Origin of the sequence: Nannocystis pusilla, from assembly GCF_026626665.1 — a bacterium.
Taxonomy (GTDB): domain Bacteria; phylum Myxococcota_A; class Polyangia; order Nannocystales; family Nannocystaceae; genus Nannocystis; species Nannocystis pusilla.
The window spans coordinates 3,784,328-3,805,991 of record NZ_JAPNKE010000002.1 but is presented as its reverse complement, the minus strand read 5'-3'; the positions used below and the strand labels follow the sequence as shown (position 1 = coordinate 3,805,991).

The window sequence follows — 21,664 nt, the reverse complement described above, 5'->3', positions numbered from 1 at the left end:
GGCCGAGCGGCGAGCGTGGCGGCGGCGGGCGAGCGCATGGCTCAGGGGACAGGTCGCATGGCGGCGAAGCCGTGGGCGCGCACGTAGTTGATGTGCATGCCCTTGCAGCCATGGTCGTACGAACATGTCTTGCAGCGCAGGCTCTTGACGTGGAAGCCGTCGTCGATGAAGCGGCGGGCGTAGCGGAAGATCTCGAGGCCGCCGTCGGGGCCGAGCTGGGCGGCGTCGAACACCGAGGGGCGCTCGCGCGGCGGGCGGCCGAGGACGCAGGCGGGCACGGCCTCGACGGGGACGGGGTGGCGGAAGGCGGCGAAGAAGGGCACGAGGTCGAGGTCGAGCTCGGCGGACTCGGTCAGACGCTCGCGCGCGGGCTGGCGCAGGACCAGGCGCGGGGGGGCGCGGTCCAGCGCGAGCAGCCACGGCTCGGCGGCGCGCGAGAGCAGGAGGACGACGTCGAGGTCGAGGTTCAGGTCGAGGAGGGCGGCCGCGGCGGCCGGGTCGGCGACGACGACGCGGGCGAGGCGCTTGCCGGCGATCGTGATCGGCTGGCCTTCGGGACATGATGTGGCGGACATGTCCGAAAGGCGGGCGAGGAGGGCGGCCGGGTCGGCCAGCTCGAGCTCGAGCTCGGGGACGTCGGGGAACTCGGCGGCGAGCGCCTCGGCGGCCGCGAGGTCGGGCGCGAGCAGCCACAGCGCGCGGGGCTTGGCGGCGGCCGCGAGGGCGCGGGCGTCGAGGCGCGGGCGCGCGGGGGCGGCCGGGAGCGAGGGGCCGGCGCCGAGCAGCGGCAGGCGGATTCGGCGCGGCGGGGCGAGCGGCGCTGCCGCGCGGGCCTCGGCCATCGCGGCGGCGGCCTCGTCGGCGGTGCCGGCCCACGCGTCTTCGCTGTCCTCGGGGACATGTCCCGAGGGACCGGCGGCGAGGGCCCGCTCGGCGAGGACGCGGCGCAGGCGGGCAGCGGCGTGCTGGCGGCTGGCCGGGTCCCCGCCGTAGGCGACGGGGGCGTGCCGGTCGGCGCCGGCGTCGACGCGCAGGACCGCGAAGGCCTGGCCGGCGAGGTCGGCCCGGACGTCGTCGAGGCGGTCGCACAGCGGCTGCAAGTAGCAGTGCTTGCAGCGCTCGGGGGCGCGGCAGTCGAGCGGGATGTCGTGCTCGAGCAGCAGCGCGTACTCCTCCTTGCGCCCGCGGACCTCCTCGATCAGCTTGTGCGGGTCCTGGATCAGGTCCTCGAAGCCCTCGAGGTGCTGCGGCGGGAACCGGTTGAGCCAGACGTGGATGCCGGGCTTGCGCGCGTAGGCGAAGGCCTCCAGCAGGTAGGGCCGCATGGCCTCGAGGTCGTAGAAGAGGATCTCGCGGCCCTCGCTGTAGGCGCGCCCGAACGGGATGACGTGCAGCAGGTCGAACTCGCGCACGCCCATGGCGGTGAAGGTGGCCATGAGCTCGGGCAGCTGCTTGACGTTGCCGCGGTTGACGCAGACGTCGATGTTGACGACCGGCCGACCGTCGGCGAGCGCGCCCTGCAGGCCCTTGACCTCCTCGTCGAAGGCGCCCTTGGTGCCGACGAGGGCGTCGTGGATCCGGGCGTTGGGGCCGTGGATCGAGAACGTGATCTCGCTGAGGCCGGCGTCGAGGGCGGCCCGCAGGAAGGCCGGATAGGCGAACATGCGGCCGTTGGTGACGGTCTGGATCTTGCGATAGCCGGCGCGCCGCCCGAGACGCACGAAGTCGACGAAGTTGGGGTGAATGGTGGGCTCGCCGCCGGAGAGGATGAGGCGGGTGGCGCCGCGCCGGCGACCGTCGAGGATCTGGGCCTTGATCTCGTCGCGGTCGCGGTTGGTGCCGTCGTGCGTGTGGGCGTCGAGGCAGAACACGCAGCGGTCGTTGCAGTCGAACGTCAGCCGGACCCAGTTGCGCCGCTCGTGCGCCGCCTCTTCGTGCTGCACCGCGGTGGCGGGGAGAGCGTCCATTCCGGGGCAATGTACCCGGCGCCCCGCGCAGGCCGCAAGCGTGCTAACGTCGCCGGCCGTGCGCCCCGGCCGCGTCCTCGTCGTCCATCCGCCCGTGTCGGTGGCGCGGGACTTCATCGACTACCCGTACTTCGTCGACCTCGGGGCGGTGCAGCTGGCAGCGGTGCTCGAGGCGCGAGGGATCGAGTGCGACCTGGTCGACGCGTACGCGCTGCCGGCGAGGCTGACGACGCCGCGGGGCGTAGACGCGGCGGACGGGCGGGCGAGCGGGCTGCGAGGCGCGAACGAGGCGGACGACTCGCCGGGCGAGGTGCGTCACGCGGCGTCGGGAATGACGTGGCGCAGCGACGGGCGGGCGCACCTGGGGGCGACGGTCGCGGCGACTCTGGCGGCGTGCCCAGGCTCGGCCGTGGCGATCGTGGTGGCGGTCACGCCGTTCCACCGGCCGCCGGCGCGCGACGACCTCCTCGCCGACCTCCTCGCCGGGCTGCGGGCGCGCCACGGGGCGGCGGTGCCGATCGTGCTGGCCGACTGCTACCAGTCGGGGCAGCACTACGTGGCGGCGCCGCAGCTGCTCGCCAGCTACCCGGAGGCCGACGCGTACGTGCAGTTCGAGGCCGAGGTGACGGTGCCGGCGCTGCTGCAGGCGTACTTGACCGGCGGGCCGGCGCCGCGCGGGCTCCACCGCGGGGAGCAACCTGTCCTCGAGGACCTGCCCGTTCCGGCATGGTCCAAAGTCGACCTCGAGGCGCACCACGAGTTCCGCGCGGCGGTGGTCCGCGGGCTCGGCCGCGGCGGCTGGGCGTTCCCGATCGACGGCCGCACGCTGCCGGCGGTGACGAGCCGCGGGTGCCCGTTCCAGTGCGCGCACTGCAGCTCGAACCCGGACGTGGCGGCGGGCCGGCCGAAGACGCAGCGGCGGCACTCGCGGACGTCGCTGGCGCAGCTGTTGACGGCGCTGGCGCGCGAGCACGGGGCCGAGCGGGTGTTCGTGCTCGACGAGCTGATCAACGTCCACCCGGCGCACTTCGATCATGTCCTGGGGGACATCCAGGCGCTGGGCCTGCGCTTCGAGCTGCCGAACGGGCTGCGCGCCGATTACCTCGAGCCGCGGCACCTGCAGGCGATGCGCGGGCGGATCACGACGCTCAGCGTCAGCGCCGAGAGCGGATCGCAGCGGGTGGTCGACGAGGTGGTCGGCAAGCGGCTCGACCTGGCGGCGATCGTGCGCGCGGCGGAGTCGGCGGCGGCGGCCGGCGTGCCGCTGATGATCCACTACATCATCGGTCAGCCGGGCGAGTCGGCGGCGGAGATCAATCAGACGCTGAGCTTCGCGCTGGATCTGTGGGACAGGTTCAAGGCGTGGCCGGCGGTGCAGTTCGCGACGCCGCTGCCGGGCACGCGGCTGGCCCGGTCGCTGCCGCTGGCGCCGCCGCCGGAGGACGGCGACTGGGGGCCGCGGTTCCAGCGGGCGCCGACCGGGGCGACGGTGCCGGCCGAGCTGCTGGAGAAGTTCCGCTGGACGTTCGAGCAGCGGGTGCGCGCGTCGCAGGGGCCGCGCAAGCTGGTGATGAACGCGACCTACGCGTGCAACAACCACTGCAGCTTCTGCGCGGTGGGCACGCGCACGCAGCTCCACGGCGACGGCGAGCGCCTGCGCGAGCAGCTGGCGCACTACCGCAAGCAAGGGGTGGAGCTGCTCGACATCGACGGCGGCGAGCCGACGCTGCACCCGGACCTGCTGGGCTTGATTCGCCACGCGCGCGCTCGGCTACCGGGCGATCAACGTGACGACGAACGGCCGGCTGTGCGCGTACGAGGCGTTCGCGGCCCGCCTGGTCAACTCGGGGCTGTCGTCGCTGCTGTTCAGCGTGCACGGGGCCGACGCCCGCACGCACGCGCAGAACGTCGGGGTCGCGGAGGCCTTCGAGCAGACGCTGGCGGGGGTGCGCAACGCGGTCCGCCTGGCCCCGCGCGGGGTCGAGCTCGGCCTCAACGTGACGATCACGAAGCACAACGAGGGGCAGCTGGCGGACATCACGGCGCTGGCGTGGTCGCTCGGGCTGCGCTGGGTGAACTATCAATTCTGACGCCGTTCGGGCGGGCGACCGCGATGCTGGCACCCGACACGGCCCGCGCGGCGGCGGCCCTGAGCGCGGTGATCGACGCCTGGCAGGCGCGGATGAAGCTGCAGATCATCAACCTGCCGTTCTGCTTCATGCCGGGCCACGAGGCGCTGATGCAGGGCGACCTCGGCAAGCTCGAGCGCCACATGGCGTTCGTCAACAACGAGACGGTCAACCTGGCGCAGTACCTGGCCGAGCGCCGGGTCCGCAAGCCGGTGTGCGCGTCGTGCCCGCACGCGTGCTTCTGCGGCGGGTTCTACGAGCTCGACGAGGTGCCCGAGCCGCCGTGGCTGATCGCGCCGGAGGACCTGGTGCGCCCGCTGTCCGACCCACGGCGCCACGAGTCGGTGCCGGCCGAGCTGCGCGAGCGCCTGCGCAAGCGCTCGGGGTCGCCGTGAGCGAGGCGCCGAGGTGCCCGCGGTGCGGCTGTCCCGAAGTGCAGGTGACCGCCGGCCGCGGCAGCGCGTGCGCGCCGATGCCGACGCCGGAGGCGCTGCGCTGCCCGCAATGCGAGAACCGCGGGACGCGCCTGCCGCTGCACGGGCGGCCGATCGTGCGCTGGGAGCATGAAGGGCCGGGCGCGGCGGAGGGCTGAGCGAGAGGGCAGGTCGGCCGATGGCGCGCCGGCGGGCTCGCTCGTCCGCGCAGGGGACGCTGGCTCATGGGACAGGTCTGACGTGCATGGTCGCGTCCGAGGGCGGCAGAGCGCGCCGGTAGGATGCGAGGGGAGACGTCCCAGGATGAATCGCGGCGGTCGGGGATGGCGGGGCGGCGGGTGGAGCGATTGTCGGCAGTACGGAGTGATGAATCGCCGTCATGGACGATGCGGACCTGCGCGGGGGCGGAGCCGGGCGGTCGCGGCGATTGTCGCTACCGGCGACGATGCAGACTCACAGCAGGATGACGGCGCGGGCGGGCTGCTGCTGGCGTTGCCGTGGCTCGTGCGAGCGCGACGCTCGCGGCGCGGGCGCTAGCGCGGTCCGCTGCGTCCGTGAGCGCTGCTCGCATCGGCGTGGGCGCTCGGTCGGCCGCGGGCGTATGAATGTCCGGAAGGACATGTGCATAAGGTCATGTTGATTGGACGTGTCCCGGGCGACATCTTCGCTGCGAGGGGTGGCTGCGGCGCTGCGCGCCGCGACCCGGGCCGGCGGATGTCGAAGCGGTACGCGGCTCATCGGTAGCGCGCGGCGAGGTAGCGAGCGCGTCGGGCTCGGCGTGACGACGCCGGACGACCGGCGCCGTCGCGCTCGCAGGCGTTCGCTCGCGGGTGCGCGGTCGGGCGGGACGCGCCGGCGACGTCGGCTGCCGCGCACGGCTCCTCCCGGCGGCTGGCCGGTGGGAGCGGCGACGAGGCGGCCGGCGTGACGCGAGCAGGGCTCGGGTTCACGCGCACGACCCTGGACGGGCAGCTGCAGGCTTGCGACGGACGACGGTCGCGCGAGGCGAGCCCCAGCGAGGTGACGACCAGGCGGATATCGAGAGTCCGCCGCGCGAGCGCACGACGGGCATGGGGCGCGCGGCATGAGGCGAAGGACAAGACGGGCCGCGGGCAGGGCGGGCCGCTGCGATGTTTGATAAACCGTTCGTGATATCGTCGCCCGGTCGCGGCAATGTCGGGTGCGCTGTCAGATACATCGCCGGGGCGATGTACTGTCATATTCGCGCGATCGATCGCTCGCGGCATTCGATATCGCGCAGGCGCGGACGACTCCGGCGCGGCGGACGGCCGCGGCAGGCGGACGACATTGATAGCAGTGGGCGAGGCGGCCGCGGCGGCGGAAATCGTGCCTGTTCGAGCGGTTCCTCGCGCGCCCCGCCGGGTCCGCGGGACCCCGGCAATTCCCTGAATTCGCGGCTGCAAGGCCTCGTAGAGGGGGGTATCGCGGAATGGGACGTCTTCGTCGTTTGCGCTTCACCACACCGTAGCTTTGCCTACCCGGGACTACCAACCAATAGTTCGTCCGGAAGAGCTCAGGCGGGATTGACCCGCCGGCTGCTTTCGAGACAGAGAAAGGAAACCCTCCCATGTTGCGTACCATTCTTGTGTTGTTCCCCGCGCTCGCGTTCTCGATGCCCGTCACCGCGACGGCGTCGGACGAAGCTCGATGGGGAGGTAGCCAACAGGGCTACGGTCAGAACGAACTGCTCGAGCTCGAGACCTGCCTGGCCGAGGTGGAGCAGCTGACGCAGAACCGTTCGTGCACGATCCTCGACGCCGAGGAGTGCCTCGCCGCGTGCGACGTGGCCGCGGACTCCGGCGACGCCAACCGCTGCCGCAGCGCGTGCTCCGACGCCGGCGTGGCGATCTGTGACCGCTGGGGCGGCAATCAGGGCATCGGCCAGGATGTCGGCCAGGGCATCGGCAAAGACATCGGCAAGCACGTCTATCCCGATCAGGGCGTGATGCCGGGCAAACCGACCGGTCAGGGCGTGGACCTCGGCCAGGGCTTCGGCAAGGGCGACATGGGCCAGGGCTTCGGCAAGGGCGACATGGGCCAGGGCATCGGCAAGGAGGTCGGCAAGGTCGAGGAGGAGCTGCTGCAGGAGCTCGACCAGACCATCGGCAAGGACGTCGGCAAGAACATCGGCAAGAACGTCGGCAAGCTCGAGCAGGAGCTGGAGCAGGACATCATGCAGCAGCTCGAGCAGGGCCTCGAGCAGAACATCGGCAAGACGGTCGAGCAGGAGCTCGTGCAGGAGCTCGTGCAGGACCTCGACCAGAACATCGGCCAGGACCTCGAGCAGGACCTGCTGCAGGACATCGAGCAGGAGCTCGATCAGACGATCGGCAAGCACGTCGGCAAGAACATCGACCAGGATCTCGAGCAGGAGATCCTGCAGGAGCTCGACCAGACGATCGGCAAGCCGGGCTTCACCAAGCGCTGGGGTAATCAGCAGGGCTACGGCCAGCAGGGCTACGGCCAGCAGGGCTTCGGCAAGGACTACGACCAGGGCTTCGGCAAGGAGCACCAGCAGGGCTTCGGCAAGGAGCACCAGCAGGGCTTCGGCAAGGACGTCGACCAGGGCTTCGGCAAGGACGTCGACCAGCACTTCGGCAAGGACTACGGCCAGGGCTTCGGCAAGGACCAGACCATCGGCAAGCCGGGGTTCGGCAAGCGCTGGGGCAAGCCGGGCTTCGATCAGGGCTTCGGCAAGGAGCCCACGCCGGTCACCCCGGGCCAGTTCGAGCAGGAGCTGGTGTACGTGGTCGGCTCGGAGTGCGCGATGCTCGTGACGCAGGGCGTCGGCAAGGGCGTCGGCAAGGGCGTCGGCAAGAACGTCGGCAAGTGAGCCGACCACGGCGGACCGGCAGGACGATCGCGCCCGCCGGCCCCGCCTGAAGCGGAGCGCTCGAGGTCCCTCGAGCGCTCCGCTGCGAGCGGCGAGGCTCGCCTCGCCGCCGCACCTCGGACTTATTCACCGAGTCCACGCGCCCAGGCGCAGCGCTCGAGCGGCAGATCGAGCGCGCTTCGACGACTCGGCGACGACCCCCGCGAGGGCAGGGCCCCGCGACTCGTCGAACCTTCACCGGCGACCGTCACGCTGACCTCGACGGGATGGAACCCCCGCCGGTCTCCTCCGTGCGACCCATGTCCCGCCGTCCTCGCCTGTCGTCTCGGCGAGCCGACGCGGAAGCCGTCGCACTGCCGTCATTGTCCGGATCGACGCGTCGGTCCTGTGAATCGCGCTCACGCAGGGGACCGCTTCGGCGGGCTCTCGCCACGAGACGAGAGGAGAATCATGCGAGGCTGTCGTTCGACGCTGCGTGACGACCGCTCCGCCTCGATGTCCCTCCCGAGGACCCAGCGGCGATCCTGCCGCTGACGACGACGGAGAACGTGCGAATCGGTCAGACCATTTTCGAGGTGTCTCATGTCATTCACGATTCCATCCTCATCCTCCGCGAGCCGTCTCGCGGGCCGTCTCACCTTCCGCGCCGCGCTGGCGCTCGGCATGCTCTGCTCGGGGCTGTCCGCCTGTGACGAGCCGGTCGACGCGACCGACGAGCTCGCCGCCGCCGAGGAAGACGAGCCGGCGCTCTCCGAGGAGCAGGAGGAGGCGTTGCTCTACCGCGAGGGTTGGACGAAGGCGGACGACCCCCGCCTCCTCAGCAAGGACTTCAACTTCGAGCTCGACGAGCTGCCGGCCTCGGGCTGGGCCAAGCGCGTGCCGTGGCCCGGCTACTACTGGCCGACCTACAACGACTCGATCAACTACCGCTGGGCGGGCTCGAAGATCCGCTCGCCGGCCGAGAAGTACGGGGCCGCGTTCGGCCGCAAGGGGGTCGGGACGGTCATCTCCAACCGCTTCGGCGTCGGCAGCATCGGCGGCACCAAGGCGTGCAGGTACGACTCCGACTGCTCCAACGTGGGCGGCCGCGTGCGGCCGCCGGCGCGGCGAGTCGCGCGGGCGCTGCATCGAGACGTGGATGGGCATCTGCCACGCGTGGGCGCCGGCGGCCATCATGGAGCGCGAGCCCAAGCAGGGCGTCACCTTCAACGGGGTGCGGTTCGAGATCTCCGACCTCAAGGCGCTCATCAGCCTGGCGTACACCGAGGGCCTGTCGGTCCGCTTCATGTCGCTGCGCTGCAACTCGTCGGGCAGCATCAAGAGCCAGGCGTGCCAGGACACCAACGCCGGCAGCTTCCACGTGGCGCTGACCAACATGCTCGGGCTCCGCGGCGAGTCGTTCGTGTTCGACCGCACCTACGACCGCGAGGTCTGGAACCACCCGGTGGTCGGCTACAAGGTGACGCGCAACGAGCAGGTCTCGGGCGCGACCGCGAACGACATGATCAGCAGCGGCGGCTCGCAGTACCGCTTCAACCCGAACGCCGTCGAGCTGCGGCGCGTCCGCACCGAGGTGTACTGGATCAACGAGGCGGGCCCCGGCTATAACCAGCAGCTGGTCGACAACGTGGCGACCTTCACGTTCACCGAGGTCTACGACTACATCGTCGAACTCGATGGCGTCGGCCGCGTCATCGGCGGCGAGTGGGTCGGCAAGTCGAAGCGCCGCCACCCCGACTTCGTGTGGCGGCCGATGGCGAAGAAGGACACGACCGTGGCCGGCGTGGTCCGCTACTCCGAGGTGGAGCAGCTCATGCAAGCGGCCGGCGGCGGGATGTGACCCGCGACGGCGCGCGTGACCGCGGTCGCGCGCGCTGCGACGGCCGCCCGAGCCGCGGCCTGGCGGCCTGACCGCAAGGTGGCGCGTCGGACCGATTCGCACTACTGCGAATCGGTCCCTCGCGCTTTTCGCGGCCAGGCGACCGGCGCCTTCGTCTTCGCGTCGGCAGACCCGTGGATGTCCCCGCGAGCGTCCTTCGGCCAGGCGGACCGCGGAGCCGGGGGACGCCCGAATCAGGGCGAATCGGAGGTGTTCGCGCCGGCCGGCGCGATCGTGACCGCGCGACGCGGGCGCGAGCGACGAGGAGCGGGCGCCGGCGTGCGCCCTTTCGGGTATCGTGGCGTCATGTTGAGAATCTGCTCCTTGAAAGTAGTTCAATCGTCGCTCCCGATCGCCGTGATGTCGCTGCTGTCGAGCGGGTGTCCGGACTCCGGCGATCCGAGCAGCGGGTCGGCGACCGAGACGTCGACGATGACGGGCGCCGCGACCGATCCGACGACCGGCAACGTGAACCCGACGACGACGACGCAGTCGACCGACGATCCGACCGGCGGGACCAGCACGGTCGGCACCGAGGGCACCGGTCTGACGACCACCGACGCGACTTCGACGACGACGCAGGGCGTCGACACGACGACCTCGGACACGACGACCACCAGCACCAGCGAGCCCGGGACGACGACGAGCACGACGGACGCGACGACGACGACGACGACGGGCGAGACGACGACGACGACGACGGGCGAGACCACGGACACGACCGGGGAGCCGGAGCCGGCCAGCGACATCGAGATCGTGATCACCGCCGACAACGCCTACGGGTTCGCCTACGGCACCGACGACAACATCTCGATGTACTGGGGCGGGATCGAGAACACCACCGCGGGGCAGATCTTCAACTGCGGCGAGGGGCCGGAGAAGTACGTGGTGCCGTACGAGGAGGCCGACAACGCCAGCTTCCTCTACGTCATCGCCTGGGCCGACTCGTCGACGACGCAGGGCGTGCTGGCCCGGTTCCGCCGCAAGGACGGCGGCGGCAACTTCGGCGAGGACGTGTTCACCGGCACCGAGGGCTGGGAGGTGTGCGCGACCGGGGTCGACTACCAGCCCGGCAGCGGCGGGCCGTCCTTGCAGGTCATCAACGACCACATCGTCAAGTGCAACCAGGGCGCGCTCGACCCGAACACCACCAGCGTGGGCTGGGTCGACGAGGTCGGCACGCAGTACGGCGCGGTCGCGTTCGGCGAGCCCAACACGACGCCGTACAACGGCGGGCCGATGGCCGGCAACGAGTTCCCGCTGGTGTGCCCGATGGACATGCCGGAGGAGGCGAAGTGGATGTGGTTCAACTGGGATCCGCCCAACGTGAAGCCGCCGCAGAGCCCGTTCCTGTGGCCGGGCGGCGGCGGCAACCCCGACCACCAGTACCTCATCTTCCGCTTCGCGGCCGACCTGGTGCCGATCCCCATGTGAGGCCGACGCCGGGCGCGGCTCGCGGATGTCCGCGGGGACAGGTTGCGAGCCGCGCCCGCGCCGACGGGCGCCGCGCTATCCGATGAGCTGGCCGAAGAGACATGCCTCGCCGGCCGGCGATTCGCGCGCGCTGCGGCGTGACGCGGCGCACGGGCGGACGGGCGACCGTTCGCTGCGGCGCGTTGCGAGGGCGGCGCGGATTGACTATACCGCGAGCACGTCTGGCGGACGCAAAGTGCCCCCAATCGCGCGACGCGACCGGGTAACCCCGAGGGAGGACACATGAGGACCACCGACGTCGTTCAAGGCTATGATCTGTGGGCGTCCACGTACGACCGCATCGACAACCCGCTGGTGGCGATGACGGCAGTGGCGATGCGGCGCTGGCACCCGGAGGGGCGGCGCGTGCTCGAGCTGGGGTGCGGGACGGGCCGCAACGCGCCGTTCCTGCTGGCGCGCGGGTTTTCGGAGTACGTCGGCGTCGACGTGTCGCCGGGGATGCTGGCGCAGGCGGCCCGCAACGTGCCCGATCCGCGGGCCCGCTTCGTCCGCAGCGACGCCGCCGAGGCGCTGGAGCTGGCCGAATTCGACGGCGCGCTGCTGAGCCTGGTGCTCGAGCACGCGGAGGACGTGGCGCCGCTGCTGGCCGCGGCGGCGCGAGCGGTGCGGCCCGGCGGCTGGCTGCACATCTTCGAGATCCACCCGCGCTGGCGGGCCGACGGCGGCCGCGCCCACTTCGCCCACGAGGGCGAAGACCTGTACCTGCCGAGCTACCTTCACGACTCGGCGGAGCTCCAGGCGGCGATGGGCGCGGCGTGGACGCTGGTGTCGGCGACCGACTGGTACGCGGACCCGTCGGCCAGCGCCAAGCTGGCCCGCCGCCGCGGCCAGCCGGTGCTGCTCGAGCTGGCGGCGGTGCGCGCGTAGGCGCGCCGCGGCAGATGTCCCGAGAGACAGGCCAGGCGACGGCCGGGGCTGTCTCGAAGGACAGATGCGAGCGCGGGCGCCGGCGCGTCGCGCTCGCGCCTCAGGCGCGCGCGCGATCGGGGACGCGCATGCCGTCGACGAACACGTCGGCGAGGGTCTCGGCGAACTGCTCGATGCTCAGGCCCTGGCGCAGCGGGTCGTCGCCGACCAGCGGGGCGAAGCGCGTCAGCGCCTGCAGGACGATGGCGCGGGCGTGGCGCTCGTCATCGGTCCACTGCGCCGGCGCGACGGCGGCGTCGAGCAGGTGACCGATGAAGCTGTTGGCGTCGGCCATGGCCGCGCCGACGCGCTCGGGCATGGCCTCGATCAGGGCGGCCAGCATGTCGGGGTCGCCGGCGGACGCGCGGGTGAGCAGCGGCGAGGCGGCGACCATGAGGATCGAGGCGCGCACCCACTGGCGCAGGCGATCGCGCGCGTCGAGGGTGGGGGCCTCGATGCCGTCGAGCACGGCGAACAGCCGCAGCTTCTCGTAGGCGCAGGCCACGTAGAGGACGTCGAGCTTGGTCGCGAAGTAGAGGTAGACGGTGCCCTTGGCGATGCCGGCGGCGCGCGCGATGTCGTCGATGCTGGTCTTGCGGTAGCCGTGCGCGACGAACAGCCCGATCGCGGCCTCGAGGATCTTCAGCCGCTTCTTGCCCTTGCTGCTCCGGGTCGACGTCACCCACCGCCTCCGCGAGGAGAGCGCGCATCTCGGCGAGGGTCTCGAAATTCATGTGCTGACCAGTTTGACTTAGTCGGTCAGTTAGTCAATATTGTTCTGGAGCCCGCCGGGGAGACCGTTTGGAGCCGATGTCGGCGCGAAAACGCGCGCCCGCTCCGACGCCCGCGCGGGCCCCAGGAGACATGAAGATGAAGTGGAGTGACATCCGCGAGCTCAGCCGCATGCAGCGCGAGGGCCGCTCGATCGGCGACATCGCGGCGCTGAAGTTCTCCGTTTTGGCGGGGCCGGAGCACACCGGCAACGACCGCCTGCACACGCTGCCGACGCCCTGCCTCGAGGTCGACCTGGCCGAGCTGCGGGCGCTGCCCGAGGGCACCGTCGGCCGCGCGTTCGCCCACCAGCTCGATCGCAACAAGCTCGAGCCGCTGGTGATCAGCGACGACATGAAGCAGCGCCTGGCCCAAAACCCGCTGGCGCTGCGCTACACGACCACGCACGACCTGGTCCACGTGCTGACCGGCTTCCCGACCACGCCGGCCGGCGAGATCGGGGTGTTCGCGTTCATGATCGGCCAGGGCTTCGGCGCGTCACGGGCGATGCTGTGGTCGAGCACCGTGATCTACTCGCTGCTGATGCCGCTGCACGTGCCCGGGGTGTGGCACAACGTGCGCGTCGGCCTGCGCATGGCGAAGGAGGCCGAGCCGATGCTCGAGGCGCGGCTCGAGGACCTGCTGACCGTCCCGCTGGCGGAGGCGCGCCGGCGGCTCGGCGTGCGCCCCGAGACGGTCGCCGCGATCGCGCCCGGGCACGAGAGCTGGCTGGCCAGCTGGATCCTCGCCAAGTCGCCGACCAAGGCGATGGCGTGAGCGCCGGGCGGGACCGCGACGTGTCCTGCGGGACAGGTCGAGGCGGTGGTGGGGTGTCCCGACCCGACAGGTGCGTGAGCGTGACGCCGTGAGGGCGCGCGCGGTGGGGTGATACTCGGGACATGTCCAGGAGGACATGTGGCCTAGGCGTCGAGCTGGACGTCGAGGTAGGCGTGGCCGTCGCGTTCGAACACGGCGCCGGGGCGGAGCGCGAGCGGGCGGGCGAAGCCGGGCAGGTCGGTGACGAGGGTGTGGAACTCTCCGCGCTCGCCGCAGGGGTCGACGTCGGGCGGCAGCGCGGCCAGGAGATCGCGGTCGAAGCTGCGGCCGAGCCAGGCGGCGGACAGGCGCGCGAGGTCGACGGCGACCACGGTGGCCCGCAAGCCGCCGGCGATCATCGCCTGCGCGAGCGCGGCGGTGTCCTCGCCCCACAGCGGGAAGACGGCGCGCAGACCTGTCCCTCGGAGCATGTCCTCGCGGTAAGCCCGGATGTCGGCCAGGAACAGGTCGCCGAACGCGATCGCCTCGACCTGCTCGGCGCGGGCGCGGGCGATCACTGCGGACATCCTGGCCTCGTAGATCGCGTTAGGGCACGGGTCGGGCAGGGCGACCTCCCACAGCGGCAGGCCGAGCGCGTCGGCCTGGGCCTGCAAAGCCGCGTGCGGGGTGCGGTGCATGACGACCCGCGCGTCGTCCTCGCGCGTGGTGGTGAGCAGGCCGACGAGCTCGACCGCAGGGTCGCGGGCGAGCGCGACGCCGGCCCACGCAGAGTCCTTGCCGCCGCTCCAGGCGAGGATCGTTCGGGCGCGCTTTCGCAGCATCGTCGCCCTTCGTAGCAAAAGATCGCGCGAGGGTGCACGCGCGCAGCGAGCGGCCGCGCGGCTTGACGTCGCCGTCGCGGCCGCTCTATGTTGGCCGCGGAGGCTCAGTCCGGGCTTCCTTCTCACTCTTTTCAGAAAAACAGCTCGGACGCTTACCTCCACCTTTTCTCGAGCCGCCATGGACGCCACGTACACCGCCACCCGCGAGGTGCTGCTGCGCCGCCAGGGGCTGGTGTTCGTGGCGCCGGGCGGGGCGACCGCGAGCGAGCGGCACCTGCAGGCGATCGAGCTCGAGCTGGCGCAGCTCGGCTACGTGGTGTCGAGGCGGCTGCGACAGCGCCTGGCGACCCTGACCCCCGACCAGCTCGCGCTGCAGCCGCGCTCCGTGGCGACCGCGCTGGCGGCCCAGGTCGGCGGCAACGTCCGCTACACGCCGCTGTTCCGGAAGTTCCCGGAGGATGTCCCGAAGGACACGTCGGAGCTGTACCTGCGCAAGGTGCTGTGCCACTTCCTGCAGACCGAGGGCCAGGCGTGCGTGTTCTGCCGGCGGGTCGGCACGACCCACGTGCTGAGCCCGTGCATGCACGTGGTCTGCGACCACTGCTTCGACGGCGCCAACTACAGCGCGTGCCCGGTGTGCGAGCGCCACGTCGACCGCGAGTCGCCGTTCTTCAAGCCGGGGCGGTTCCTCGAGCGCAGCCTGCCGCGCGAGAAGGTCCGCTTCAAGCTGCTCGACCTCGGCGAGGACCTGCCGACCGCGGCGCGGGCGCTGTTCGAGTCGTTCTGCGCGGGCAAGCAGGTGATGTCGCCGATCGACGCCGGCGACCTCGGGACGCTGGTGAACGAGTTCGGCGAGCAGGTGCTGGCGTGGCTGCCGGACACGATCGCGGTGCGCGAGAACGTGGCGCGGATCTTCGGCGTGCTGCTGCGCAAGTGCAACGCGCCGGCGACCTTCGCGGTGGCGCGGGCCCACCTGGCGACCGCGACCGACGTGCTGCGCACGCTGGCGGTCTACTCCGACGCCGACCCGTCGCTGCAGGGGACGAGCGAGAAGCGGTGGGTCGAGCAGCCGCCCGGGGGAGCCTCGCCGGCGGGTTCGCGGCCAAGCTCAAGCAGGTGTTCGGCGGCGCGAGCACGCTGCCGAAGGCCAAGATGGTGGCGCTGACGATCCACAAGTATCGCTTCAAGGTGGCGCCGCTGCGCCGGCCGCTGCGCCGGGCGGTGCTGGCCCACCTCGAGTCGATGCACCCCGACGGACTCGTCGAGGACATGCTGCGCCACCGCTCGTACTGGCAGTGGCTGGGGCAGTTCCTCCATCCGCACGAGTTCGCCGAGCGGTTCCCCAACGTCGCGCGGGCGTTCGCGGTGGTCCGCAAGAAGGCGCCCGACGGCACGCCGGCGCCGCGGTTCGTCGGCTTCCACGCGGCGATCGAGGCGGCGGCGCGGGCCGGCGACGCGGCGGCGATGATCGAGCGGCTGCGGGCGCGGCCGGGCGAGCTGGGCCGGCGCTTCGACCACGCGCTGCGGGTCGCGGGCGCCGACGCGGGCGCGCAGGACGTGGTGATCTCGGCGTTCGTCGCGGCGGCGCCGCGGCTGCAGAACCCGCTGCTGCTGACGCTGCACGGCCACCTGCCGACCCGCGGGCGGCCGGCGGCGGTGCGTGTGTTCTGGCCCAAGGGACAGGTCACGAAGGGCACGTCGACCCCGGACCGGCGGGCCCCGCTGGCCCCGCGGGCGATCGCGGCGGCGAGCGAGGCGGCCCTGCGCGAGCTGCTGCGCCGGCTGGAAGGCAAGCCCGGGTTCGACGTCTGCGTGCTCGACGAGGGCCTGCGCGACGTCGTCGTGCCGTTCAACGAGCGCACGGCCAGCCGCGCCGCGGTGTCGCTGCCGCGCGGCTCGCGGGTGGCGCTCCCGGCCGGCGAGGTGGTGCGGCTGTTCCTGCACTGGTGCCAGCCGCAGGACGGCCACACCACCGACATCGACCTGTCGGTCGCCTTCTACGATGAAAAGTGGGAGTACCTCGGTGTGTGCTCCTATTATCAATTGCGGTTCGACGGGCCCGACGGTCAGCCGATCGCGCAGAGCTCGGGCGACCTGCGCAGCGGGCCGTTCCCCGACGGCGCGGCCGAGTTCGTCGACGTCCACCGCGAGCGCGCCCGGGCCCGCGGGATCCGCTACGCGGTGATGGTCGTCAACAACTACGCGGGCATGCCGTTCTCGCGGCTCGAGCGGGCGTGGGCCGGGATGATGCTGCGCGCCGACCTCGGGGGGAAGCAATTCGACCCGCGCAAGGTCGAGCTCAAGTTCGACCTGCAGGGCGACAACGGGGTGTTCATGCCGCTGGTGCTCGACGTCGCCGAATCGACGATGCACTGGCTCGACGTCTATTCGACGGGGCAGTTCGCCATGAACAACGTGGCGACGTCGAACGGGGCGATCACGAAGATCTGTCCGGAGATGATCGATTACTTCGCCAGCGGCGTGCGGATCTCGATGTACGAGCTGGCGCTGCTGCACGCGGCGGCGCGCGGTCGGCAGGTGATCGTGCGCGGGGCGGGCGGGGCGCGCGGGTTCGTCCGTACGGCCAATGAATCGGCGGAGGCGTTCTTGCGGCGGATCCGCGCCGGCGAGGGGGCGAGCCCGGCGGTGTTGCCCGCGGCCGCGGGGCCGCCGGTGTTCGCGGCGCTGGTCCGCGGCGACCTCGAGCTGCCGGCGGGCAGCGTGTGCTATGCGCTGTTCCGCGAGCAGGTCATCGCACCGATCGCGGCCAGTGATTTGTTGTCGTGACCGGCCGCTCCGGCCGCGCCTCGCTTCGGCGCGCGTGCGCGGCCCGGGGGTGGCTGCTAGCCTTGGAGCGGCTCGATGCGTGCGCTCGAAGGACAGCCCCCCGTCGCCCGCGAGCCGTATCGCAGCTTCGTCGAGACCGCGCTCGAGCGGGCGCTGCGGGAGGGGCTGCCGGCCTGGGCCGAGCCTGGGCCGCCGCACGAGTTCTGGGGCGCCGCGCGCGTGGCGGGGGTGTTCACCGCGGTCGTGTTCGGCGTGGCCATGGTGCCGCAGCTGTTCGCGGCGTTCCTGCTGTGGAACGTGGTCGCGCTGGCCCGCAGCGCGGTCGCCCGCGAGGTCGCGGCCGACGTCTGGCTGCGGCGCCGGATCGCCCGCTATCCCGTGCCGGTCGGCGATCTGAAGCCGTGGCTGCTGCACGGGGCGGTGTGGTTCGGCAAGGTCGAGCTGGTGCTGCGCCAGCCGAGCGAGCTCGCGGTGGCGGCGGTGCGATTGGTCGAGCCCGACGCGCGGCTGGCGTGGACGGGGCCGGCGACGCTGCGGGTCGACGTGCCGTGGTCGCGGCAGGGCGGCGATCACCGCCGCTTCGACCGCCTGGTCCGCTTCCTCGCGGCGCACCGCGGCGAGCTGCAGCTGGTGCGCGTCGCGCTGGTGCCGCGGGATGAACCTGGCCTGAAGGACATGTCCGGAGCGCCGCGCCGGCGGCCGACCTGAACCCCGAGGCGGAGGCGCCGCGGGCGGTCAGCTCCGCGCGCGCCAGTCGGCCAGCGCCTTCGCCTCCTGCTCGGGGGTGATGGCGAACTGCGCCGCGTCGCGCCGCTCGGCGGGGACGGTGGGCCACCAGGCGAGGGTGTCGCGCACCGTGTCGGCCAGCGGGCGGAACCGCAGGCCGGCGGCGACTGCCCTGGCGTTGCGCGTCGACATGTGGCCGAGGTCGTTGCCCTTCAACATGACCCATGGGACAGCATCGCTGATGCCGTGGGCCTCGAGGAAGGCGTAGTCGTCGACCCATACCAGGCGCGCCTCGGGGTTGACCGCGGCCCGCGCGGCCTCGAGGAATTGCGGCATGGTGATCGGCTCGCGCGGGCCGACCGCGTTGTAGATGCCGCTGCGGCCGTCCTCGAGCAGCCGCAGCATGAACTCGGCGAGGTCGCGGACGTCGATGAGCTGGACCGGGTCGCCCTTGCGCCCGGGGGCGAGCACGTCACCGCCGCGCTGCAGGCGGACGGGCCAGTAGGGGAACCTGTCGGTGGTATCGCCGGGGCCGACGATGTAGGTCGGCCGGACGACGAGGCCGCGCTCGCCGAAGGTCTGCAGGACCTCGCGCTCGCAGCGGGCCTTGGCCACGCCGTAGGCCTCGGAGCCGTCCTCGGGATCGGTGACCTCGGTGCGCACCGGCCAGGTCTCGTCGGCGCCGGGCTTCAAATAGGGGTAGTAGACGCCGGTCGAGGAGGTGTAGAGATAGCGGCCGACCTGGTCCTTCAATAACTGCGTCGATTGCTGGACCCACTCGGGGCGGGTCGCGGAGTCGTCGACGACGACGTCCCAGCGCCGGCCTTCGAGGACGCCGAGCTGACCGTCGCGGTCGCCGAGCAGCCGCTCGACGCTGTCGGGCAGGTCGACCTTGCGCCGGCCGCGGGTGAAGATCGTGACGCTGTGGCCGCGGGCGACGGCGTGGCGCACGAGGTGCGGGCCGATGAAGCCGGTGCCGCCGAAGACCAGCATGGACAGCGGGCGCGGGGGAGGCTCGGGCGGGCGAGGCGGCTCCTCGGGCGGGGCGGCCGTGGCTCGCGGTCTGCAAGCTGCTGCCGGGAGGGCGGCGGTGAGCGCGAGGAAGCGCCGGCGGGTGGTCATGCGCCGCGAATGATACGAGGCGGAGCGGGGTGGGAGAAAGCGAGGTGCAGTCGGCGGGCGGACCGGTGTTCGCGGTCGCGGAGACGACGCGCTCGCGGGTCGGTGGCGATTCATCAGCCGCGCGCGCGGGCCGTGATATGGCGAATGGGACATGTCCGTGAAGACATGTCGCAGCGCTGCGCCTCAGCGGTAGGCGCCGCGCGGCAGGATGCCGCTGGTGGCGTGAATGACGGGAGGGGCGCCCTGCGGCGCCGAGGCCCACTGCAGCTCGTACACTGCGCCGGGCTCGAGGATGGCCTCGAACAGGTCGAAGCGGCCGTCGAGGAGGAAGAGGCCGCGCTGGCGGAGGAACCGCTGGCGGGCGCTCTCGGTCATGAACGGCAGGGCGACAGGGGTGATGGGCAGGGCGAGGGTGACGGCGTCGGCCTCGACGTGGCGGTCGTGGACGTCGAAGGCGCACGAACGCATCTCGCGGAGGACCCAGATCGGCGGCCAGGCGTCGCCGGGCGCGTCGAACAGGACGCCGAGCTCGTAGCCGAGGCAGGGGCGGCCGGAGAACGGGGCGGTGAGCAGGGCGCCGCGCGGCTGCGGCTGGCCGACGACGCGCGCGGCGACGACGGCGTCCTCGGCGACCAGCGGCAGCGGCATGTGCCAGCGGGTCGGGCGAGCGCCTCCGCGGAGCATCAAGCTGCGACCGATCCGGCGCCGGCCGAGGCGGTGGGTGAGCGCCGTGGCGCCGCCGCCCAGACCGAGCAGCGAGGGCCAGCCGAGCGCGGCGACGCCGGCGAGCGCGAGGCCGGCGGCACAGCCGACGCCGATCGCCGCGCCGGCGGCCAGGGAGGCGAGCCGGATCTGCCACTTCAGGCGATCGGGCGGGTGTCGCCGCTCCTCCTCTTCACGGGCGCGCAGCGCCTCCGCGAGGCCCCAATAGTCGAGGTCGATCCAGGCCTGGCGACCGCACGAGGGACAGGGCGGATCGGTGTCGCTGAGGTAACCGCAGACGTCGCACAGGAACATGCAGTCGAACGATTCCTTCTTCGGACTCGCGCCCAGTGCGTGCGGGCGGATCGAGCTGCGCTTGCTGGCGAGGGCGCTCTGCTCCCGCTTCAGGCGCGCGATGGCGTCGAACGTGGCTCCGCCCCAGACCATGGCGACAGAATAACCGATGTACGGCCACTGCGAGGGTGAAGGGGCGCGAGCAGTTCCGACCCGACGCCGATCGGACCCACAGGAATGGCCTGCGGGGGCGCGCGGTTTCGGGGGTCGCCGCGCGCCGGGTTGCCAGGCCGCGGGCCAGCGAGAACCGACATGCTTCATCACAGACACGGACTCATCCTCACGGCCCTGCTGCTCGGGGCCTGTCCCGGCGAGAAGAACGACACCGACGGCGCCACGGAGCCGTCGACGAGCGGCGGCGACACTGCGTCGGCGACCGAGTCGGGGACGTCGACCGACGGCGCCACGGAGCCGACCACGACGATGTCACCGACGACGCCGGCGACCACCGGCGAGTCCGAGTCGACGGACCCCGGCGAGACCAGCACGAGCGCCGGCGAGCCACCGGCGACGACCTGTCAGAAGTACTGCGTGATGCTGGCCAAGTGCGTCGGCCTCACGCCCGAAGAGGCGATGACCTGTCCGGAGGATTGTGAGGCGGACCTGGCCGAGCTCGAGGGCGAGTGCCAGGCGGCCGCGACGGCGACGATGGACTGTCAGGCGGGCCTGACGTGCCAGCAGATCGACGACATGGAGCAGGGCAAGGAGGGGCCCTGCACCGACGAGGCCATCGCCCAGGAGGACGTGTGCGGCTTCGGCAACTCGTGCTCGATCGGCGGCGGCGGCAGCGGGTCGATGTGCGAGTGGTCGCGCGAGTGCGCCGGCGAGCCGACGCTGACGATGCGCTGCACCGAGGCGGCCTGCGAGTGCTTCGAGGACGACGTCAAGTTCGGCGAGTGCGCGTCGGAGCCGATCTGCGACTCCTTCGAGCAGCTCGAGGCCAAGGCGCTGTCGTGCTGCGGGATCGGGGCGTAGCGAGCGCGGCGGGACGCTCGGATCGATGGACATGTCTCTCAGGACATGTCCTCAAGAACATGCACGCGAGCCGACTGCGTTCAGGCCGGGTCGAGCTCGGGGTAGCGGCGGAAGATGCCGTTCTCGTTGAAGGCCAGCCGGCGCGGCGAGGCCAGGTAGGCGGCGATCCGCGGGCGCTCGGCGACGCGGTCGCGCAGGCGCAGCAGCTCGGGGACGCGGCGGGCCTGGCGGGCGAACGCGCGGGGGAACGCGTACTCGAGGCCGAGCAGGGCCTGCAGCAGCGACAGGTCGGCGTGGCTGCAGGCGTCGCCGAGCAGCCAGGGGCCGCCGCTGCGCTGCAGGACGCGCTCGAAGTAGGCGAGGAACTTGGGCAGCCGCTGGTCGCGGAAGGCGGCGGACCGCAGCGCGGCGGCGTCGCGCTGCTCCTCGTAGTACTGGGCGGTGGAGATCGGGTGGTGCGTGTCGTGGACCTCGGCGACGAGGTCGGAGACGGTGAGCTGCAGCTGCATGGCCTCGGCGCGGCCGCCTTCTGTCCCCGGGGACAGGTCGTGGCGATCGCCGAGGAAGCCGCAGATGTTGGCGGTCTGGGCGATCACCAGCTCGCCGGCGCGGAGGAGCGGCGGGGCGAAGGCGGGCAGGCCAGGCAGCGACTCGAGCGCGCGGACCACCGCCGCCTCGCCGCCGCCCTCGGAGGCGGGCCGACGGGCGACGTCGAGGTAGGGGGCGCCGGCGTCCTCGCACACGAGGCGCACGAACTCGCCGCGGCCGGGGATGCCCGGCCAGTAGTACAGCTCGTAGTGATCGGCGGCGACGTTGGCGGTGGACATGTGGATCACCTGGCGGCGTGGTGCGTCCTGAAGACGAGGGCGAGCAGGACCCCGAAGGGGGCGGCTCGGCCGCGTCATGCTGCACCGTTCCAGCGGGTGAGAGTCCCGCCCGGGTAGGCGCCGGAGCGCCCGGTAGCAG

The 21,664-nt window shown here is 72.2% G+C and carries 16 protein-coding genes and 1 pseudogene; 11 read left to right on the top strand and 6 right to left on the bottom strand.

Annotation, left to right across the window (positions count from 1 at the left end; all coding sequences use genetic code 11):
- Positions 1-41: 41 nt before the first annotated feature.
- Positions 42-1,967, bottom strand: coding sequence for a radical SAM protein (locus OV079_RS16705; protein ID WP_267769752.1), 1,926 nt, complete (start codon positions 1,965-1,967; stop codon positions 42-44).
- 58 nt (positions 1,968-2,025) lie between these two features.
- On the opposite strand from OV079_RS16705, the gene OV079_RS16700 reads away from it, so the two are divergent.
- From OV079_RS16700 to OV079_RS16675, 6 genes and pseudogenes are all read left to right on the top strand, one after another.
- Positions 2,026-4,491: a radical SAM protein gene (locus OV079_RS16700; RefSeq protein WP_267769751.1), complete on the top strand. Its 2,466-nt coding sequence runs from the start codon at positions 2,026-2,028 to the stop codon at positions 4,489-4,491.
- Positions 4,488-4,688, top strand: a complete 201-nt coding sequence (locus tag OV079_RS16695) for a hypothetical protein (RefSeq protein ID WP_267769750.1) — start codon at positions 4,488-4,490, stop codon at positions 4,686-4,688. The genes OV079_RS16700 and OV079_RS16695 overlap by 4 nt, the downstream gene beginning before the upstream one ends.
- Positions 4,689-6,139: 1,451 nt before the next feature.
- The gene (locus tag OV079_RS16690; RefSeq protein WP_267769749.1) at positions 6,140-7,384 is read left to right on the top strand and encodes a hypothetical protein; all 1,245 of its coding nucleotides are present in this window, start codon (positions 6,140-6,142) and stop codon (positions 7,382-7,384) included.
- A 582-nt stretch (positions 7,385-7,966) separates the two neighbouring features.
- A pseudogene (locus tag OV079_RS16685) lies at positions 7,967-9,224 on the top strand (hypothetical protein).
- A gap of 345 nt (positions 9,225-9,569) precedes the next feature.
- Entirely contained in the window at positions 9,570-10,697 is a 1,128-nt protein-coding gene (locus tag OV079_RS16680) for a hypothetical protein (protein ID WP_267769748.1), read from the top strand.
- 282 nt (positions 10,698-10,979) lie between these two features.
- Positions 10,980-11,624: a class I SAM-dependent methyltransferase gene (locus OV079_RS16675; RefSeq protein ID WP_267769747.1), complete on the top strand. Its 645-nt coding sequence runs from the start codon at positions 10,980-10,982 to the stop codon at positions 11,622-11,624.
- A gap of 100 nt (positions 11,625-11,724) precedes the next feature.
- On the opposite strand, the gene OV079_RS16670 is transcribed toward OV079_RS16675, so the two are convergent.
- The gene (locus tag OV079_RS16670; RefSeq protein WP_267769746.1) at positions 11,725-12,345 is read right to left on the bottom strand and encodes a TetR/AcrR family transcriptional regulator; all 621 of its coding nucleotides are present in this window, start codon (positions 12,343-12,345) and stop codon (positions 11,725-11,727) included.
- Between the two features lie 188 nt (positions 12,346-12,533).
- Here OV079_RS16670 and OV079_RS16665 point away from each other — a divergent pair, with 188 nt between their 5' ends.
- Positions 12,534-13,211: a Coq4 family protein gene (locus OV079_RS16665; RefSeq protein WP_267769745.1), complete on the top strand. Its 678-nt coding sequence runs from the start codon at positions 12,534-12,536 to the stop codon at positions 13,209-13,211.
- 143 nt (positions 13,212-13,354) lie between these two features.
- On the opposite strand, the gene OV079_RS16660 is transcribed toward OV079_RS16665, so the two are convergent.
- Positions 13,355-14,032, bottom strand: a complete 678-nt coding sequence (locus OV079_RS16660; RefSeq protein ID WP_267769744.1) for a Dph6-related ATP pyrophosphatase — start codon at positions 14,030-14,032, stop codon at positions 13,355-13,357.
- 178 nt (positions 14,033-14,210) lie between these two features.
- Between OV079_RS16660 and OV079_RS16655 the strand changes: the two genes are divergently transcribed.
- From OV079_RS16655 to OV079_RS16645, 3 genes are all read left to right on the top strand, one after another.
- Positions 14,211-15,197, top strand: coding sequence for an RING finger family 4 domain-containing protein (locus OV079_RS16655; protein WP_267769742.1), 987 nt, complete (start codon positions 14,211-14,213; stop codon positions 15,195-15,197).
- Positions 15,089-16,819 carry an MXAN_6230/SCO0854 family RING domain-containing protein gene (locus OV079_RS16650; protein ID WP_267769741.1) on the top strand — a complete coding sequence of 577 codons (1,731 nt, stop codon included), beginning with the start codon at positions 15,089-15,091 and terminating at the stop codon, positions 16,817-16,819. Before OV079_RS16655 ends, OV079_RS16650 begins: the two co-directional genes overlap by 109 nt.
- Positions 16,820-16,894: 75 nt before the next feature.
- Positions 16,895-17,527 carry a hypothetical protein gene (locus tag OV079_RS16645; protein ID WP_267769739.1) on the top strand — a complete coding sequence of 211 codons (633 nt, stop codon included), beginning with the start codon at positions 16,895-16,897 and terminating at the stop codon, positions 17,525-17,527.
- Positions 17,528-17,554: 27 nt separating this feature from the next.
- Here the strand turns inward: OV079_RS16645 and OV079_RS16640 are convergent, their stop codons facing one another.
- Positions 17,555-18,667: an NAD-dependent epimerase/dehydratase family protein gene (locus tag OV079_RS16640; protein WP_267769738.1), complete on the bottom strand. Its 1,113-nt coding sequence runs from the start codon at positions 18,665-18,667 to the stop codon at positions 17,555-17,557.
- Between the two features lie 183 nt (positions 18,668-18,850).
- Positions 18,851-19,816 carry a hypothetical protein gene (locus OV079_RS16635; protein ID WP_267769737.1) on the bottom strand — a complete coding sequence of 322 codons (966 nt, stop codon included), beginning with the start codon at positions 19,814-19,816 and terminating at the stop codon, positions 18,851-18,853.
- Between the two features lie 159 nt (positions 19,817-19,975).
- Between OV079_RS16635 and OV079_RS16630 the strand changes: the two genes are divergently transcribed.
- On the top strand, positions 19,976-20,698 hold the full coding sequence (locus OV079_RS16630) for a hypothetical protein (protein WP_267769736.1): 723 nt from the start codon (positions 19,976-19,978) through the stop codon (positions 20,696-20,698).
- Positions 20,699-20,778: 80 nt separating this feature from the next.
- Here the strand turns inward: OV079_RS16630 and OV079_RS16625 are convergent, their stop codons facing one another.
- The gene (locus OV079_RS16625) at positions 20,779-21,525 is read right to left on the bottom strand and encodes a glutathione S-transferase (protein ID WP_267769735.1); all 747 of its coding nucleotides are present in this window, start codon (positions 21,523-21,525) and stop codon (positions 20,779-20,781) included.
- Positions 21,526-21,664 lie beyond the last annotated feature (139 nt).